Here is a 16,253-nt window from a genome sequence, read left to right on the forward strand (position 1 = left end):
AGCAATGACAGTGACCTTTTACCGTATCAGCTGCGCCGGGATGATTGCCGCGGCCATGTTGCTTGGCGGTTGCAAGACCTTTGAGCACCCGAAACCAGCGGCGGCGACCGAGCCGGAGCCGACCATTTTGCAGCAGGTCGTGGCTTTCGTTACCCCCGAACCGAGCGCACCGCCGGCCGCCTTGAACGACGGCATTTCCTTGTACAACAAGGGCAGCTACAACGCCGCGATCAAGCGCTTGTCGAATGCCCCGGAAATCTGGTCGGCAGGCAAATCCACCCAGACCGAAGCATTGAAATACATGGCTTTCAGTTATTGCGTGACTTCCAGAAAACAGCTGTGCAAGCAGCAGTTTCAAAAAGCGCTGAAGCTGGACCCGGCTTTCGATCTGGCGCCTGGAGAAAAGGGCCATCCGTTATGGGGCCCAGTGTTTACTCAGGCCAAGAGGTAGAGTTAATTCGCCCGTCACATCCCGGCAACAGATGGTTCGACTATGCGCACCTATCGTCACGCATCCGGATCGTCTTTCCTGCCACGTCCCGACAGCAGCAGCTGCAGATTTTGCTTCTGCAGGCGCCGCTCGCGGCGTGCCGGGTTAAAAGAGTCATGGCGGCCGGCCTGACGCAGCTTGGCTGCCGCCACCAGCGGATTGCGCGGCTTGGGTAGTTTGATCGTGATCTTCATCTCTTATCCTTTCACGCAAACAACCTGGTGCAAGGTATGCACCACCTCCACCAGATCGCTCTGGTTGGCCATGACCTGGTCGATGTCTTTGTAGGCCGCCGGAATTTCATCCACCACGCCGCCGTCCTTGCGGCATTCGATGCCGAGCGTCTGCTCGGCCAGGTCGAAGCGGTCAAAGCGCCGCTTGGCTTCGCTCCGGCTCATGCGCCGGCCGGCGCCGTGCGAGCAGGAACAAAACGATTCGGGATTGCCTTTGCCGCGCACGATATAGCTCTTGGCGCCCATGCTGCCGGGGATGATGCCAAGCTCGCCTTCGCGTGCCGAGATCGCTCCTTTGCGCGTGACGAACAGCCGCTCGCTGCCATGGGTTTCGCGTGACACATAGTTGTGATGACAGTTGATCGCCTCGCCGTCCAGCTTGAATGGCGGCAGCTGCTGGGCCAGCACTTCCACCACGCGCCGCATCATTTCGCGGCGGTTGATCAGCGCGTAGTCCTGCGCCCATTCGACTGCATCGACATAGTCGTCGAACAGCTCCGATCCTTCGCTGAAGTAGGACAGATCCTTATCCGGTAAATTGATTTTGTGGCGCGCCATATCCTTGCGTGCCGCCGAAATGAAATAGCGCCCGATCACATTGCCAATCCCGCGCGAGCCGGAATGCAGCATGATCCACACCCGTTGTTCTTCATCCAGGCAGATTTCGATGAAGTGATTGCCGCCGCCGAGCGTGCCGATTTGGCAGATCCAGGTCTGCGTGAATTTGTGCTGCATCTTCATGATGCCGCCATGCCTGGCGACGATACGGTCGAGCCGGTCGTTGAGCGGACGGCCGACCCGGGCATGCGCGGAGCCGCGCACCTTGTTCCATTCATGCTGCTCGAAACCGACCGGAATCGCAGCCTCGATGGCGCTGCGCAAGCGTGCCAGATTGTCCGGCAATTGACTGGCGGTGAGCGTGGTGCGCACCGCGTTCATGCCGCAACCGATATCGACTCCGACCGCCGCCGGAATGATGGCCGAACGGGTCGGGATCACGCTGCCGACGGTGGCGCCGATTCCGGCGTGGACATCCGGCATCGCCGCGACGTGGGGGAAAACGATAGGCAGATTGGCGATATTCAACAGCTGCTGCAGCGCGCTGTGGTCGATATCGTCGGTAAAAATATGCACTGGGACCCGGCCCTTGTGCAGCGTTTGTTTGATGGGCATAACGTGTTCTTTCTTATTGTTTGTTATGCCGGGGTGGTCGCTCAAGCGCGTTCGATGTCGCGCCCGTAAAGCAAAAAACCCCGGCGAGTTTCCTCACCGGGGTTCTTGATTGGAACGACCGGCTCGGGTCGGCAAGTGTTGAACTTTGCCGATTGCCCCGAGCAGCCATGCGCGGGGCTATGCGTGTTGCGAGTTGTTGATAGCCATGCGCGGCATAGTCGTTCCTTTCCTGAAAAAATGGGTTGATAAAATTGTTGCGCAAAGTTAATGCGCAAATTCAATGAGAGCGGATTCTGCGGCACGCAGTTGCGGCCTGTCAATTAATTTGCAAATCGACGTGCGCCACTGTTGCGTTTTTTAGACGGCGGGTCCGGCGCTTGCGATGGCTATTTTTGAGTAATGACGCAAGTGTGCAAGCCGTCCTTCTCGTTCATCGCAAATCTCACCGGCAGAAATTTTTCTATCACGCCGGCGTTGGTCAGTGCGTGCCTGGACATGCGGCTGCTGGTGAATCCGCCGCCGCCGGCCAGCGCCAGCGGCAGCATGATTTGATCGGCCAGGTGTTCGCCGACCGCAGCGCCGGAAGTGATGTACTGGCGCACCTGCGAAATCACGCTCTTCGCCACCGACTCGGAGCGCACCATCTTTTCGCCGAACGCACAAAACACATCGGTCACATGCTGATGCTCCAGGGTCACCAGCAAGACATTGCCGGGGCCTTGATCCGGCGACAGGCCGCGTATCTTCAGCTGCGGCTCGTCCCAGCCCATGCTGGTGCCGACGCATTCCAGTTCGCGCTGCGCGACATGCAGCGGCACGCCGGCGATAAAGCTTTCGGCATAGCCCGAGGTGCGTTCGCCACGCGTCATCAATTCAAGCGGCCGCAGTTGCCGGCAAGGCTGGACGCTGGCGACGATCTCGCCGCCGCCGGCCGGATAAAAGCCGAAGCGGTTCAACTGGATATCCAGCGTGGCGCCCATGTCGGCCAATACCCTGCCATAGGCGCGCTGCAGAAATTGCGCCGGCGGCGCCATCGCGTTATGCGTGCCGCCGGTGATCTTGATCACTGACGGCTGCTGCGCATACAGCAAGGCAGGCAGCAGCGTTTGCAGCACCAGCGTGCAACTGCCGGCGGTGCCGATCGCAAATTGGTAGTCGCCGCCGGTGATCTGGTTCGGCACAAATTCCAGCGTTTGCGCGCCGACTGCGGTGTCGCGCAGATCCGCATTGCAAATCTGCGCAGCGGCCTGGACCGCCACCAGATGCTGGCGCATCAGGCCGGGCTTGGGACGGTTGGCGCGGATATTGGCGATGCGGAACGGCTGGCCGGTAATCATGGCCAGGGTCAGCGCAGTGCGCAGAATCTGGCCGCCGCCTTCGCCGGTTGATCCATCTAATTCGATCATGTTTTCTTTTCGTATTCTGTTGTTGTTTTTAGTGAGTAGGGCGGAAAAGCGCAGCGTCTTCCGCCGTTCTGGATGCATCACACACCTGTGAGACATCCAACGGCGGATAACGCTACGCTCATCCGCCCTACGTCTTTACGTCTTTACGTTTTCAACCCTTGACGCACACCACCTGCTTCAAGGTATGCACCACTTCGACCAGGTCGCGTTGCGCATGCATCACGGCATCGATGTCCTTATAGGCCATCGGGATTTCGTCGATCACGTCGGCATCTTTGCGGCATTCGACGCCTTCGGTGGCGTGGACCTGATCGGCAATCGTGAAACGTTTCTTGGCCTCGGTACGGCTCATCGTGCGTCCTGCGCCGTGGCTGCAGCTATTGAAACTTTCAGGGTTGCCTTTACCGCGCACGATGAAGCTTTTGGCGCCCATCGAACCCGGAATGATCCCCAGTTCTCCGGCCCGCGCCGACACCGCGCCTTTACGCGTGATCAGCACATCCTTGCCGAAGTGCGTTTCTTTTTGCACGTAATTGTGGTGGCAATTTACCGCTTCCACGTGCGTTTCGAACGGCTTGGTAATCACGGTGCGCACCGCTGCGATCAGGTTGGTCATCATCACTTCGCGATTCATGCGAGCGAACTTCTGCGCCCAGCTCACCGCTTCCACGTAGTCGTCATAGTGCTGGGTCCCTTCCGGCAAATACGCCAGATCCTGATCCGGCAAATTGATGAAATGGGTGCGCATATCCTGCTTCGCCAATTCAATGAAGTGGGTTCCGATCGCGTTGCCGACGCCGCGCGATCCCGAGTGCAGCATGAACCAGACGCAGTTGGCTTCATCCAGGCACACCTCGATGAAGTGGTTGCCCGAACCCAGGGTTCCCAAATGACGATAGTTGTTGGTGTTTTTCAGCCGCGGCGTCTTTTGCGCAATCGCATCGAACCCGTCCTTGAGTTGCGCCCAGGCCGCATCGACTGCCGACGGCGGCGTTTCCCATGATCCCTTGTCGCGTCCTTTGAAGCCGCGCGTCTTCGGTGTCATTCCATGCGGAATCGCTCTCTCGATGGCGCGCCGCAAAGGTTCCAGGTTATCCGGCAGATCGTTGGCGTTCAAGGTTGTTTTTGCGGCCATCATGCCGCAGCCGATATCGACTCCGACCGCAGCCGGGATGATCGCGCCCAGCGTCGGGATGACGCTGCCGATGGTCGAACCTTTACCGAGATGGACGTCCGGCATCACCGCGATATGTTTGTAGATGAACGGCAGTTTTGCGGTGTTGGCCAATTGGCGCTTGGCGCTGTCTTCGACCGGGACGCCTTTGGTCCACATCTTGATATGGCTTCCGCCTTCAACGTTCATTACATCAAATTCTTCGTGTTTCATGATTTTCACTTTTAAAAATGGGCGATGACAAGTACGCGATCAAATGCCGGCAACGATGGCCAGGACCTTGCGCCAGACTCGCTCGGTCTGAGGGGCTGGATGCGCATCTGCGGTCCTGCCTGCCGTTGCAGAGAAATGCCATTGCGCGACAGTATGGGCATTGCGTGATGTGATGAGGTAATTGATTGAGGGCCTGGTCTTGCTCCCGCTGCCGATCTTCCTTGCCTCGCCTACGCTAATTATCCAACCAGCGTTTGCCTTCTGCTGCTGCGCCATGTTTATCCTCGTATTTGTCTTGCTGGTAGCTCCTCTATTGCAACCGCCGTGCCAGCATCGGTCAATCTCGGATGAGAATGCATAAGGCATTGATTTAATTGAGATTATTATTTTTTACGGCATTGCCGGTGATGATTCGAATAAACTGTGTTTTGTGATAAATTATCTTTTTAGATAAAAACTTATACAAAATATGCGAAAGAAACGCATCGTCGTCATCGGGTTTGTCGGCACTCAACTGGATCGCGGCACAGGCAGCAACCGTTGGGAAAGGTGGCGTCCGACCGTCGCCCTGACCCAGCACGACGAGATGGTGGTGGAGCGGCTGGAGCTGCTGTATAGCGGCAGGCATGAAGCGCTGGTCAACCAGGTGACGGCGGATATCGGCGCGGTGTCGCCCGAGACCGAGGTGGTGCCGCATCAACTGCCGATTGTCGATCCCTGGGATTTCGAAGACGTCTACGGCAGCCTGTTCGACTTCGCTCGCAGCTACCCCTTCGATACCGATAACGAGGAATACTGGATCCACATCACGACCGGCTCGCACGTGGTGCAAATCTGCATGTTCCTGATGACCGAGGCGCACTACTTCCCCGGCCGCTTGCTGCAATCGTCGCCATCGCGGCGGCAGACGGTCGGCGATCCCGGCACTTATGCGCTGATCGATCTCGACTTGTCGAAATACGACCAGATCGCGCAGCGCTTCTCGCGCGAGCAGCAGGAGGGCGTGGCCTTCCTCAAGTCCGGCATCGCCACCCGCAATGCCCGCTTCAACACGATGATCGACGAGATCGAGCGGGTCGCGATCAAATCCAGGGCGCCGATTTTGCTGATGGGACCGACCGGCGCCGGCAAATCCTTCTTGGCCCGGCGCGTGTTCGAACTGAAGAAAGCGCGGCATCAACTGGACGGCAAATTTGTCGAATTGAATTGCGCCACCTTGCAAGGCGACGGCGCCGGCTCGACCTTGTTCGGCCACATCAAGGGCGCATTCACCGGTGCCGCATCGGACCGCCCCGGCCTGCTGCGCACCGCGCACAAGGGGCTGCTTTTCCTGGATGAAATCGGCGAACTGGGGCTGGACGAACAAGCGATGCTGCTGAAAGCGATCGAGGAAAAACGCTTCCTGCCGATGGGCGGCGACCATGAAGTCCAGAGCGATTTTCAATTGATGGCGGGCACCAACCGCGATCTATCCAGGGAGGTGGTGAGCGGCCGCTTCCGCGAAGACTTGTTTGCACGCATCAACTTGTGGACGTATGAGCTGCCGGGATTGGGAGCACGTCCGGAGGATATCGAGCCCAACCTGGATTACCTGCTGGCCCAGTTCAGCGCCGATAACGGCCAGATGGTGCGCTTCAATAAAGAAGCGCGCGACCGCTTCATGCGCTTTGCGATGTCGTCCGAGGCGCTATGGATAGGCAATTTCCGCGATCTATCCGCGGCGGTGACGCGGATGGCGACGCTGGCCGACGCCGGCCGCATCACCGATGCGATTGTGGCCGACGAGACCGGCCGCCTGAAGCGCTTGTGGCAGCATTATTCGTCGCCGTCGGGCGAGCCGGACGAGGTGGACCTGGAAGCCATTCTCGGCGATACCGACATCGCGCAGATGGATTTATTCGATGCGATGCAATTGAAATCGGTGATCGGCGTTTGCCGCCAGTCCAGATCGCTGTCGGATGCGGGGCGCAAATTGTTTGCGGCATCGCGCGGCAGCAAGGCCAAACCGAATGATGCGGATAGGCTTAAGAAATACCTGGCGAAATTTGGATTGAGCTGGGAAGGATTGCTGGCGTCAAGTTGAAAGCAGCCGCGTAGGGCGGAAAAGCGCAGCGTCTTCCGCCGTTTCGGACGCGTCAACCATATGTGGTGCATCAAGCGGCGGATAACGCTGCGCTCATCCGCCCTACTCCTCCCATTTTTGCGCAAGCCAAATTGAAAACAGCCGCGTAGGGCGGAAAAGCGCAGCGCCTTCCGCCGTTTCGGACGCGTCAACCATATGCGGTGCATCAAGCGGTGGATAACGCTGCGCTCATCCACTCTACTCCCCGCCATTTTTGCGCAAGCCAAATTGAAAATCAGCCGCGTAGGGCGGAAAAGCGTAGCGTCTTCCGCCGTTTCGGACGTGTCAACCACATGTGGTGCATCAAGCGGCGGATAACGCTGCGCTCATCCGCCCTACTCCTCGCCATTTTTACGTAAGCGCTATTGAAAACAGGCAAGTCAAGTTGCCCAATGGCATAGTCACGACCGCCCACCTTTTACCCCCGGTTTGGTATACCATTGCCGGCCTTTTTTCATTTGTGAGGTTGGCATGTCAAAAGCTTGCGGCGTCGATTTTGGTACGTCAAATTCCACCGTCGGCTGGAGCCGGCCTGGGCATGCTGCCTTGCTTCAGCTGGAAGACGGCAAGGTCACTTTGCCGTCGGTGGTGTTCTATAACGCCGAGGACGAGGCGTTCAGCTTCGGCCGGGCCGCGCTGGCCGGTTATCTGGCCGGGTATGAAGGGCGCTTGATGCGCTCGCTGAAAAGCCTGCTCGGCTCCAGTCTGATCGATGCCCAAACCGAAGTCGGCGGCCGCGCTTTGCCGTTTCGCAGCCTGCTGACGCATTTCATCGGCGAATTGAAAAATCGTTCGGAACGGGTTGCTGGCCAGGAATTCTCCAGCGTGGTGCTGGGCCGTCCAGTCTTTTTCGTCGATGACAATCCGACTGCCGACCAACGCGCGCAAGACACGCTGGAAGAAATCGCGCGTTCGGTCGGCTTCAAAGATATTGCTTTCCAGTACGAACCGATCGCCGCGGCGTTCGATTACGAATCCGGGATCGAGCGCGAAGAACTGGTGCTGATCGCCGACATCGGCGGCGGGACTTCCGACTTTTCGCTGGTGCGGCTGGCGCCGGAACGGGCGCATAAAAGCGAGCGCCGCGACGATATCCTGGCGACCGGCGGGGTCCATATCGGCGGCACCGATTTCGATAAATACCTGAGTCTGTCGAGCGTGATGCCGATGCTGGGCCTGGGTAGCCGCCTGCTGAACAATAGCGAAGTGCCGTCCAGCTACTACTTCAACCTGGCAACTTGGCACACGATCAACCAGATTTACACCCGCAAAGCATGGCTGCAATTGAAGGACGTGCATCGGGATACCGTCGAGCGCGACAAATTCGGCCGCCTGCTGGATCTGGTCGAACAGCGCGCCGGTCACTGGCTGGCGTTGCAGGTGGAGCAAGGCAAGATCGGCCTGTCCGATGCCGAGTCGGTGGAACTGAGCCTGGACCGCATCGCTCCCGGCCAGACACTGGGCCTGCATCGCGAGCAATTCAACAGCAGCATCGGGCATCTGGTGACTTCGGTGGAAGACACGGTCGCCAATTTGCTGCGCGACGCCGGCGTCACGGCGGCCCAGGTCGATACGGTGTTCTTTACCGGCGGCTCCAGCGGCGTCGGTCTGCTGCGCCAGAAAATCGCGGCGCTGGTGCCGGCGGCCAAGGCGGTCGAGGGCGATTTGTTCGGCAGCATCGGCGCCGGGTTGGCGCTGGATGCGGTCAGGAAATTTGGCTGAGCACGGCCCGGACGTTTTGCGCAAACGCCACATCTCCTCAGCTTGAAAGGCGTTGGTTACGACGAGAGCAACAAAGTTAGCAATGTGCTTGGAAAACTCCTGTATTGTCTTGGCGAAATTATTCAGGGCGCCTTAGTGCCCACCACCAAGTAAAGGAGAAACATGACCCGCTTCCGCCCGCGACTCGCCCGAGTTGCCTTCGCTATCCTCGCCGGCTTCGGCCTCCTGAGCGCCTACGCCAAAGAACCTGTGACGAGCGACACAAAAACCTACTGTGTAGGTCGCTTCCTGGTGGATATGCCGAAAGAAGCCGAGATCAACGGCCAGACCAATAAATACATGTTTGGCCGGATCGAATCCGAAGTAAGCAAGATCGACGCGAAAGATTTCGAAGCACGCATGGATAAGCGCGAGGCGGCGCTCAAGGCAATCGATCCGGATGAAGCCAGATCGTTAAAAGAAGCGCATGGCATAGGGCCGAGCGGTCGGATATTAGTGACCTTCGAGAATATGTTTGGCGCTAAGGACTATGGTTTTGAGGCCTATAAACTGGATCATGACCGCTTGTTTTCGCTGAAATACAAAAATTCTTTGGTCGGCGAAGATGTATTCCGCAGCAAGGTCTTAAATCCTGTTCAGCGTGATCTACTCCCTCACTTGCGCGTCCGTCAGCCGGACGAAATTCCATCGGAACCCGGGTTTTGCTTTGAAAACGGATTCGTCGCAGATGACGCAAGTCACACTCAAGATGAGGACGCGGCTATTGATTTTCGCTTTGCGCGCTGGCCCGATCTGGCCATTACCGTGATCACGTCAACCGTCAGTAAAGCTGGCGAGGAATCGCTGTTGCAGCGTGTCGATAGCCATCCGGCACCGGCAGCGCTGGCGGGGAAAATAAAAACCTTGCGCCGCGGCGTGCATCAAGCTAACGGCCGTCAAGGTGAAGAAATTCTGGAGTTGATGCCGGCCGATGGAAGCTTCGAGCAGCAGCATTCCTTCATGTGGGAGGCCGCGGGAACGAAAGATCATGTCTTGTCGCCTGATCTCGTTGTGCAGTTCGCAAGCGGGACGCCGTTGAACGGGCAAGCCCGTCGCTCTGCTCTGAGTGACGACGATGCCATCAAACTATTCGACAGCATCGTCAACTCGATCCGGCTGCGCCCGACCAGTCCGGCCAAAGTCGGCAGCGCGGAAGCAGTGCCGCAAGTCCACTAATTTGCACCGTCATCCTTTTTGTCCGCAGCCTCACCCTGCTTTTTACGAAACACCGCAATCTCGGACAGCCGCATGCCCTCGGGCAGCGGCAGCCGTTTCGAATGCCCTATCCGCTGCGCATGATAAATCCCGGTATGACCGGAGAACAGGTAGCTGACGACGCAGGCGATCGCGGCCAGCGGGCCGATTTCGGGGCCGAACAGTTCGATCGCCATGATGGCCGAGGCGATCGGTGTATTGGCCGCGCCGGCAAATACCGCCACGAATCCGAGCCCGGCCAGCAGCGGCAACGGCAGCGCCAGTACATAACTCAAGGCGTTGCCCAAGGTCGCCCCGATATAGAACAGCGGCGTCACTTCGCCGCCCTTGAAACCGGACGCCAAGGTGATCACCGTGAACACGATTTTGGCGGCGAAGTCATACGCCGGCAGCGGCTGCTGGAACGCCTCGACGATGGTCGGAATGCCCAATCCAAGATATTTGTCGGTGGCCGGCAGCAGCGCCAGCGCCACCACCACCGCGCCGCCGATCAGCGGCCGCAACGGCGGCCAGGCAATCCAGCGCTTGAATCCGCGCGACAAACCATGGGTCGCTTGCGCAAACACCATCCCGGCCAGGCCGAACACGATCCCGGCCAGCACGGTCGCGCCGAAGATGCCCAGGCTGAAGTGCGGCACCAACGGCACCGCGTAATGGGTATGGTGCACGCCGAGCAAAGCCGGCAGCTGGTCGCTGATGATCGCGGCGACAAAGCACGGCAGAATCGCGTCGTAACGCAGCCGACCGATGGCCAATACTTCCAGCCCGAACACCGCGCCCGCCAGCGGCGTTCCGAACACCGAAGCAAAGCCGGCGCTGATCCCGGCCATCAGCAAAATGCGCCTGTCGTCCTGCTTCAATCCGGCCACCCGCGTCACAAAATCCGCCAGCGCGCCGCCCATCTGCACTGCCGTTCCCTCGCGCCCGGCAGAACCGCCGAACAAATGGGTCATCACGGTGCCGATAAAAATCAGCGGCGCCATGCGCTTCGGCACAATCTTTTTCGGATCGTGGATTTCATCGATCAGCAGATTGTTGCCGCCCTCGACCGACTTGCCCAGCAAGTGATAAATCAGTCCGACCGCAAAGCCGGCCAGCGGCAACAGCCACAGCAGCCAGCGATGCGCGCTGCGGGTGTCGCCGGCCCAGTCCAGCGCGGCCAGCAAGGCGGCCGACGCCGCTCCCGCCAGCGCGCCGACGATAGACGCCAACAGCAGCCAGCGGCCGAGATACAGCAGCATCAAAAATTGCTCGGGGAGGTTTTTTCTTTTCATGGCTTTCAAGGAGAACAATTGCTTGGGTTGCAAAGCCCGACATTTCTTTAATCATGACTAAACGTTGGGCTTCGCCTTCGGCTCAACCGCAACCTACGCCGGATCGAAGCTGGTCAATTGCGCCAGCGCATCCAGCCACCAGCTCAATGCCGGGCCGACCCGGTGGTCGGGACGATAAATACATTGCATCGGCAATGCAAGCCCTGCCGGCGGATGCGCGCCGGTCCGGATAGTCACCAGCCGCCCCGCCGCCAGATCGTCCGCCACCACATGCCGCGGCATATAACCCCAACCGAGGCCGGCGCGCAGCAGCGCGTGCTTGGTGCCGAGGTCGCTCATGCGCCAGGACAGCGACGAGTGCACCGAAAAATCCTGGTTCGCGGTCAGCGCGCTGCGGTCGCTCAACACCAGTTGCACCTGCTGCGCCAGCAGCCGCTCGGGCACCCGGCCTGTGACTTGCGCCAGCGGATGCGACGGTGCGGCCACCCCCACCAGCAGCACAGTCGGCAAACTGATGTGCAACAGATGGGCGGGCACGATCGGCAAGGTGCCGAGTATGCCCAGCATCGCCTCGCCGTCCAGCACCCGCTCGGCCACCGCGCCCAGCGCCTCGATTTCCAGCCGCACCGTGACACCCGGAAAAGCGGCGCGAAAGCCTTGCAGCAAGCCGACCAGCGCCGCGGTCGGGAAGAACACGTCGAGCGCCAGCGTGATCTCCAGCTCCTGACCCTGAGCATAGGCGCTGGCGCGCGCTTGCAACGCATCGACCTGGTCCAGCACCTGACGCGCATCGCGCAACAATTCCTTGCCGGCCTCGCTCAATTGCGGCCGGTATTGGCTGCGGTCGAACAACGCCACACCGAGCTGGTTTTCCAGGGTCGTGACGGCGTAGCTGACGGCCGATTGCGCCCGCGCCAGGGCCCGTGCCGCGGCCAGAAAGCTGCCGCTGTCGGCCACCTGGGCAAACACCCGCAATTGGTCCAGGGATAGTCGTTCGATATTCATGATGCTCAACATTATCTAATATTTAGATAGTGATTATAAAAAGATAGTCAGTTTTTTGTGGATAAAGACAGCGCTAATCTGTCGTCACTGGCTGCATCACTTATCGAGCAGTCTGCAAGACTACTTCACAACTCTTTTTATATTGGAAATATCATGATCATCTCTCCAACACTGTATCGTTCCGGCCGCGCCCTGCTCGCCTCCTTGTTTATCGTCTCCGGCATCCTCAAGCTCACCGCCTTCACCGCCACGGTCGGCTGGATGGCCGGCCTCGGCGTACCGTTTGCCATGCTGGCCGTGATCGCCACGATCGCGGTTGAAATCGGCGGCGGCCTGGCCATCGCGAGCGGCTGGCAGGTGCGTCCGGCAGCCGTGCTGGTGGCGCTGTTCACCGTCGCCGCGACCTTGACCGCGCATCGCTTCTGGGCCGCGGACGCCACCAGCATGCAAGGCCAGCTCACCCATTTCCTGAAAAACATCGCGCTGATCGGAGCGCTGTTGATGGTGGCCGCGCTTGAAGTGAGTGCGGGCCAACCAGCTAAATCGAACACAATTTAAGGAGCGGCATCATGACAGCTACAAACTTCAATCGCCAGCTCGAACGCCTGGTCACAGGCATCCCGACCACGGACGGCGCCGGCGTCAGCCTGGTGCGGGTATTGACCCACGATCTGCAACATCGGCTAGACCCGTTCCTGATGCTGGATGCGTTCCACTCGGATCGGCCGGACGACTATCTGGCTGGTTTCCCGAACCACCCGCACCGCGGCTTCGAAACCGTCACCTACATGCTGGCCGGCCGCATGCGCCATCGCGACAACGCCGGCCATGAGGGCCTGTTGCAACCGGGCGGGGTGCAATGGATGACCACCGGCCGCGGCCTGGTGCACTCCGAAATGCCCGAGCAGGAAAACGGTTTGATGAGCGGTTTCCAGCTATGGGTCAACTTGCCCGGCAAGGACAAGATGGCGACGCCGAGCTATCGCGACATACCGTCGGCCGAGATTCCTGAAGTGTCGCCGCAGGCGGGAGTGCAAGTACGGGTCATCGCCGGTTCCGCCTTCGGCACCACGGGCGCAGTGCAAAAGCCCAGCACCGAGCCGCTGTACCTGGATGTCCGGCTGGCAGCCGGCCAACAGCTGGACTTGCCTATCCCGGCCGGCCACAACGCCTTCCTGTACGTATTCGAAGGCGGCCTGAAAGTTGGTGAAGATGCACGGCTGGCACCGGCGGGCCGGATGGCGATTTTGAGCAATAGCGCCGATGCCGCCGGTGTGACGGTGCAGGCACAGGGCGACAGTCGCTTCCTGCTGATTGCCGGCAAGCCGCTGAATGAGCCGATTGCTCAATGGGGACCGTTTGTGATGAATACCCGCGAGCAGGTGGAACAGGCGATGCAGGATTTTCGGGATGGGAAGATTTGAGGTTTGCCGCTTACCGATAAGCGGCATATACTCTAGCGATGATTCAATCCTTCTCCTGCGCTGACACCCAGAAACTGTATGAAGGTAAGAAAGTCGCCCGTTTTGCCAATATCGCCTCAGTAGCCGAGCGCAAATTGCAGCAACTAGACAGTGCGGCGACGCTGGACTTTCTGCGCTCGCCGCCTGGCAATCGCCTGGAACAATTGGCGGGCGACCGTAACGGTCAGCACAGTATTCGTATCAACGGACAATGGCGGCTGTGTTTTGTCTGGACCGACGAAGGCCCGGAGCAAGTCGAAATTGTGGATTACCACTAGGAGTAAAACATGAGCAAGTTCAACAACGGCATGCGCCCGATTCACCCCGGAGAAATCCTGCGCGAGGACTTTCTGAAGCCGCTTGGCATCAGCGCCAACGCGCTGTCCAAAGCCCTGCATGTCCCGCCCGGACGCATCAACGACATCGTGCTGGAGCGGCGCGGCATCACGCCCGACACGGCCCTGCGGCTGGCGCGCTACTTCGGCGGCGATGCGCAGTCTTGGTTAAACCTTCAGCAAACTTATGATTTGAAAATTACCGAGGCCGAAGTTTGGCAAAAAATCATGCAAGAGATACAACCAATGGCTGAGTTGGCGCACGCCGCATAGACACTGTAGGGCGGATGAGCGCAGCGTTATCCGCCGCTGGATGTGCCACAAGTGTTTGACGCATCCAAAACGGCGGAAGGGTGTAGCAGGGGTTTCAGATGGCATGCCATCTGCCTGCGGAACGGTATCCGCTTGCAAGCGGATACGCGCCCTGCAAGGGCTACGCTTTTCCGCCCTACTTTTCTTCGGCGGATATCGTCTAATTCCCCTCCATCGACAACGCCAGCGTCTCCTTGATCTCCTCCATCACCACATAGCTCTTCGACTGCGCCGCCCCCGGCAGTTGCAGCAGCATGTCTCCCAGCAGTTTGCGGTACTCGGCCATTTCACGGATCCTGGCCTTGATCAGGTAGTCGAAATCGCCCGAGACCAAGTGGCACTCCAGCACTTCCGGGATGCGCAGCACTTCACGCCGGAACTGTTCGAACGCATTCGCCGATTTCTGGTTGAGCGTGATTTCGACGAACACCAGCAGCTTGGCGCCGACCGCGGCCGGGTTGATGCGGGCGTAATAACCGTCGATCACGCCGTCGCGCTCCATCCGCTTGACCCGTTCGATGCAGGGCGTGATCGACAGTCCCACCTGCTCGCCCAGATCCTTCATCGACATCCGGCCGTCCTGTTGCAACAAGCGCAGAATATGGCGGTCCAGCTTGTCCAGGCTGCGGGTCGATTCCTTATGGATTCTCATGACTGATTTCCGAGATATTTTTAGTATTAATTACTGAATTTGTGAATATATACATGAACAAACGCTGCAGAATAGCAACTAGGATAGCGCTATTTCCTGTAATCAGAAATATCTTAATTCGGAGTCTTACCATGCGGGTGCTTATTCTTGGCAGCGGTGTCGTCGGCGTCACCAGCGCTTATTATTTGGCCCGCGCCGGGCATGAAGTGACGGTCATCGATCGGCAGCCGGGGCCGGCGGAAGAAACCAGTTTCGCCAACGCCGGCCAGATTTCTCCCGGCTACGCTTCGCCTTGGGCGGCCCCCGGGATTCCGCTGAAAGCGCTGAAATGGATGCTGCAAGAACACGCGCCGCTGTCGATCACGCCGGACGGCACCTTGTTCCAGATGCGCTGGATGTGGCAAATGCTGCGCAACTGCACCTCGGCCCGTTATGCGATCAACAAGGAGCGCATGGTGCGGCTGGCCGAATACAGCCGCGATTGCCTCAAGACCCTGCGCGCCGATACCGGGATTGCCTACGAAGGCCGGCAGCAAGGCACGATGCAAGTGTTCCGCACCCAGCAACAACTGGACGATGCGGCCAAAGACATCCAGGTACTGAAAGACAGCGGCGTCCCGTTCGAGCTGCTGAGTCCCGATCAACTGGCCAGCGCCGAACCGGCACTAGCCGCGGTCAAGCACAAACTGAGCGGCGCACTGCGGCTGCCGAACGATGAAACCGGCGACTGCCAGATGTTCACCACGCGGCTGGCGAAGATGGCTGAAGAACTCGGCGTGCGCTTCCGCTACAACCTGCAAATCGACGGCCTGACCCTGGCCAACGGCGAGATCGCTGGTGTCCAGTGCGGCTCCGAATATCTGCAAGCCGATAGCTACGTGGTGGCGCTGGGCGCTTATTCGACCGGCTTCCTGGGCTCGCTGGTGGATATCCCGGTGTACCCGCTGAAGGGCTATTCGATCACCGTGCCGATCACCGATGCCGACAAGGCGCCGGTCTCGACCATCCTCGACGAAACCTACAAGATCGCCATCACGCGCTTCGACAACCGGATCCGGGTCGGCGGCATGGCCGAGATCGTCGGCTTCGACAAGACCCTCAAGCCGAAACGCCGCGCCACCCTGGAAATGGTGGTCAACGACCTGTTCCCCGGTGCCGGCGACAGCGCCGCCGCCAGCTTCTGGACCGGCTTGCGGCCGATGACGCCGGACGGCACGCCTATCGTCGGCGCCACCCGCATCCGCAACCTGTTCCTCAACACCGGTCACGGCACGCTCGGCTGGACCATGTCCTGCGGTTCGGCGCAATTGCTGTCCGACCTGATTTCCGGACGGCGTCCGGCGATTGCATCGGACGATCTGGCGGTTGCTCGATACTCCAAACAGAATAGTCAGGCAGCGCGTCCGGTCTACGCCTGAGTCCATT

16 protein-coding genes are annotated in these 16,253 nt (G+C 59.4%); 9 read left to right on the plus strand and 7 right to left on the minus strand.

Annotation, left to right across the window (positions count from 1 at the left end; genetic code table 11):
* The first annotated feature begins 4 nt into the window (after positions 1 to 4).
* Positions 5 to 451, plus strand: coding sequence for a TssQ family T6SS-associated lipoprotein (locus ACFPM8_RS04990; protein WP_378995569.1), 447 nt, complete (start codon positions 5 to 7; stop codon positions 449 to 451).
* Positions 452 to 507: 56 nt separating this feature from the next.
* Here ACFPM8_RS04990 and ACFPM8_RS04995 read toward each other — a convergent pair whose 3' ends face one another.
* From ACFPM8_RS04995 to ACFPM8_RS05010, 4 genes are all read right to left on the minus strand, one after another.
* On the minus strand, positions 508 to 684 hold the full coding sequence (locus ACFPM8_RS04995; RefSeq protein WP_378995571.1) for a hypothetical protein: 177 nt from the start codon (positions 682 to 684) through the stop codon (positions 508 to 510).
* Positions 685 to 687: 3 nt separating this feature from the next.
* Entirely contained in the window at positions 688 to 1,896 is a 1,209-nt protein-coding gene (locus ACFPM8_RS05000; RefSeq protein WP_378995574.1) for an RtcB family protein, read from the minus strand.
* Positions 1,897 to 2,282: 386 nt separating this feature from the next.
* Entirely contained in the window at positions 2,283 to 3,302 is a 1,020-nt protein-coding gene (gene rtcA / locus ACFPM8_RS05005; RefSeq protein WP_378995576.1) for an RNA 3'-terminal phosphate cyclase, read from the minus strand.
* A 151-nt stretch (positions 3,303 to 3,453) separates the two neighbouring features.
* Complete coding sequence (locus ACFPM8_RS05010) at positions 3,454 to 4,689, minus strand: RtcB family protein (RefSeq protein WP_378995578.1); 1,236 nt, start codon at positions 4,687 to 4,689, stop codon at positions 3,454 to 3,456.
* Between the two features lie 469 nt (positions 4,690 to 5,158).
* Here ACFPM8_RS05010 and rtcR point away from each other — a divergent pair, with 469 nt between their 5' ends.
* From rtcR to ACFPM8_RS05025, 3 genes are all read left to right on the plus strand, one after another.
* Positions 5,159 to 6,772: an RNA repair transcriptional activator RtcR gene (rtcR, locus tag ACFPM8_RS05015; protein WP_378995580.1), complete on the plus strand. Its 1,614-nt coding sequence runs from the start codon at positions 5,159 to 5,161 to the stop codon at positions 6,770 to 6,772.
* Between the two features lie 510 nt (positions 6,773 to 7,282).
* Entirely contained in the window at positions 7,283 to 8,533 is a 1,251-nt protein-coding gene (locus ACFPM8_RS05020) for an Hsp70 family protein (protein ID WP_378995582.1), read from the plus strand.
* A gap of 162 nt (positions 8,534 to 8,695) precedes the next feature.
* Complete coding sequence (locus ACFPM8_RS05025) at positions 8,696 to 9,748, plus strand: T6SS immunity protein Tli4 family protein (protein ID WP_378995584.1); 1,053 nt, start codon at positions 8,696 to 8,698, stop codon at positions 9,746 to 9,748.
* Here the strand turns inward: ACFPM8_RS05025 and ACFPM8_RS05030 are convergent.
* Together ACFPM8_RS05030 and ACFPM8_RS05035 are read right to left on the minus strand one after the other, a co-directional pair.
* A complete protein-coding gene (locus ACFPM8_RS05030) occupies positions 9,745 to 11,061 on the minus strand; it encodes a voltage-gated chloride channel family protein (RefSeq protein WP_378995586.1) in 1,317 nt (438 codons plus the stop codon). The genes ACFPM8_RS05025 and ACFPM8_RS05030 overlap by 4 nt on opposite strands.
* A gap of 93 nt (positions 11,062 to 11,154) precedes the next feature.
* Entirely contained in the window at positions 11,155 to 12,066 is a 912-nt protein-coding gene (locus tag ACFPM8_RS05035; RefSeq protein WP_378995588.1) for a LysR family transcriptional regulator, read from the minus strand.
* Positions 12,067 to 12,219: 153 nt separating this feature from the next.
* Here ACFPM8_RS05035 and ACFPM8_RS05040 point away from each other — a divergent pair, with 153 nt between their 5' ends.
* From ACFPM8_RS05040 to ACFPM8_RS05055, 4 genes are read left to right on the plus strand one after another with little or no spacing between them, the layout of a single operon-like run.
* Positions 12,220 to 12,624: a DoxX family protein gene (locus tag ACFPM8_RS05040; RefSeq protein WP_378995591.1), complete on the plus strand. Its 405-nt coding sequence runs from the start codon at positions 12,220 to 12,222 to the stop codon at positions 12,622 to 12,624.
* An 11-nt stretch (positions 12,625 to 12,635) separates the two neighbouring features.
* A complete protein-coding gene (locus tag ACFPM8_RS05045) occupies positions 12,636 to 13,490 on the plus strand; it encodes a pirin family protein (protein WP_378995593.1) in 855 nt (284 codons plus the stop codon).
* Positions 13,491 to 13,528: 38 nt separating this feature from the next.
* Complete coding sequence (locus ACFPM8_RS05050; RefSeq protein WP_378995595.1) at positions 13,529 to 13,807, plus strand: type II toxin-antitoxin system RelE/ParE family toxin; 279 nt, start codon at positions 13,529 to 13,531, stop codon at positions 13,805 to 13,807.
* Positions 13,808 to 13,816: 9 nt separating this feature from the next.
* The gene (locus ACFPM8_RS05055; protein WP_378995597.1) at positions 13,817 to 14,137 is read left to right on the plus strand and encodes a HigA family addiction module antitoxin; all 321 of its coding nucleotides are present in this window, start codon (positions 13,817 to 13,819) and stop codon (positions 14,135 to 14,137) included.
* 199 nt (positions 14,138 to 14,336) lie between these two features.
* Here ACFPM8_RS05055 and ACFPM8_RS05060 read toward each other — a convergent pair whose 3' ends face one another.
* Entirely contained in the window at positions 14,337 to 14,828 is a 492-nt protein-coding gene (locus tag ACFPM8_RS05060) for an Lrp/AsnC ligand binding domain-containing protein (RefSeq protein WP_378995600.1), read from the minus strand.
* A gap of 131 nt (positions 14,829 to 14,959) precedes the next feature.
* Between ACFPM8_RS05060 and ACFPM8_RS05065 the strand changes: the two genes are divergently transcribed.
* Positions 14,960 to 16,246, plus strand: coding sequence for a D-amino acid dehydrogenase (locus ACFPM8_RS05065; RefSeq protein WP_378995602.1), 1,287 nt, complete (start codon positions 14,960 to 14,962; stop codon positions 16,244 to 16,246).
* Positions 16,247 to 16,253 lie beyond the last annotated feature (7 nt).

The organism is Paraherbaspirillum soli, assembly GCF_042654985.1.
Lineage (GTDB): Bacteria > Pseudomonadota > Gammaproteobacteria > Burkholderiales > Burkholderiaceae_D > Paraherbaspirillum > Paraherbaspirillum soli.

Excerpts from the sequence above, each read along its gene's own strand:
- ACFPM8_RS04995 (WP_378995571.1), bottom strand. The coding sequence starts at position 684 with ATGAAGATCACGATCAAACTACCCAAGCCGCGCAATCCGCTGGTGGCG.
- ACFPM8_RS05035 (WP_378995588.1), bottom strand. The coding sequence starts at position 12,066 with ATGAATATCGAACGACTATCCCTGGACCAATTGCGGGTGTTTGCCCAG.
- ACFPM8_RS05010 (WP_378995578.1), bottom strand. The coding sequence starts at position 4,689 with ATGAAACACGAAGAATTTGATGTAATGAACGTTGAAGGCGGAAGCCAT.
- ACFPM8_RS05060 (WP_378995600.1), bottom strand. The coding sequence starts at position 14,828 with ATGAGAATCCATAAGGAATCGACCCGCAGCCTGGACAAGCTGGACCGC.
- ACFPM8_RS05040 (WP_378995591.1), top strand. The coding sequence starts at position 12,220 with ATGATCATCTCTCCAACACTGTATCGTTCCGGCCGCGCCCTGCTCGCC.
- ACFPM8_RS05065 (WP_378995602.1), top strand. The coding sequence starts at position 14,960 with ATGCGGGTGCTTATTCTTGGCAGCGGTGTCGTCGGCGTCACCAGCGCT.
- ACFPM8_RS05055 (WP_378995597.1), top strand. The coding sequence starts at position 13,817 with ATGAGCAAGTTCAACAACGGCATGCGCCCGATTCACCCCGGAGAAATC.
- ACFPM8_RS05045 (WP_378995593.1), top strand. The coding sequence starts at position 12,636 with ATGACAGCTACAAACTTCAATCGCCAGCTCGAACGCCTGGTCACAGGC.
- ACFPM8_RS05030 (WP_378995586.1), bottom strand. The coding sequence starts at position 11,061 with ATGAAAAGAAAAAACCTCCCCGAGCAATTTTTGATGCTGCTGTATCTC.
- ACFPM8_RS05020 (WP_378995582.1), top strand. The coding sequence starts at position 7,283 with ATGTCAAAAGCTTGCGGCGTCGATTTTGGTACGTCAAATTCCACCGTC.
- rtcA (WP_378995576.1), bottom strand. The coding sequence starts at position 3,302 with ATGATCGAATTAGATGGATCAACCGGCGAAGGCGGCGGCCAGATTCTG.
- ACFPM8_RS04990 (WP_378995569.1), top strand. The coding sequence starts at position 5 with ATGACAGTGACCTTTTACCGTATCAGCTGCGCCGGGATGATTGCCGCG.
- ACFPM8_RS05025 (WP_378995584.1), top strand. The coding sequence starts at position 8,696 with ATGACCCGCTTCCGCCCGCGACTCGCCCGAGTTGCCTTCGCTATCCTC.
- rtcR (WP_378995580.1), top strand. The coding sequence starts at position 5,159 with ATGCGAAAGAAACGCATCGTCGTCATCGGGTTTGTCGGCACTCAACTG.
- ACFPM8_RS05000 (WP_378995574.1), bottom strand. The coding sequence starts at position 1,896 with ATGCCCATCAAACAAACGCTGCACAAGGGCCGGGTCCCAGTGCATATT.
- ACFPM8_RS05050 (WP_378995595.1), top strand. The coding sequence starts at position 13,529 with ATGATTCAATCCTTCTCCTGCGCTGACACCCAGAAACTGTATGAAGGT.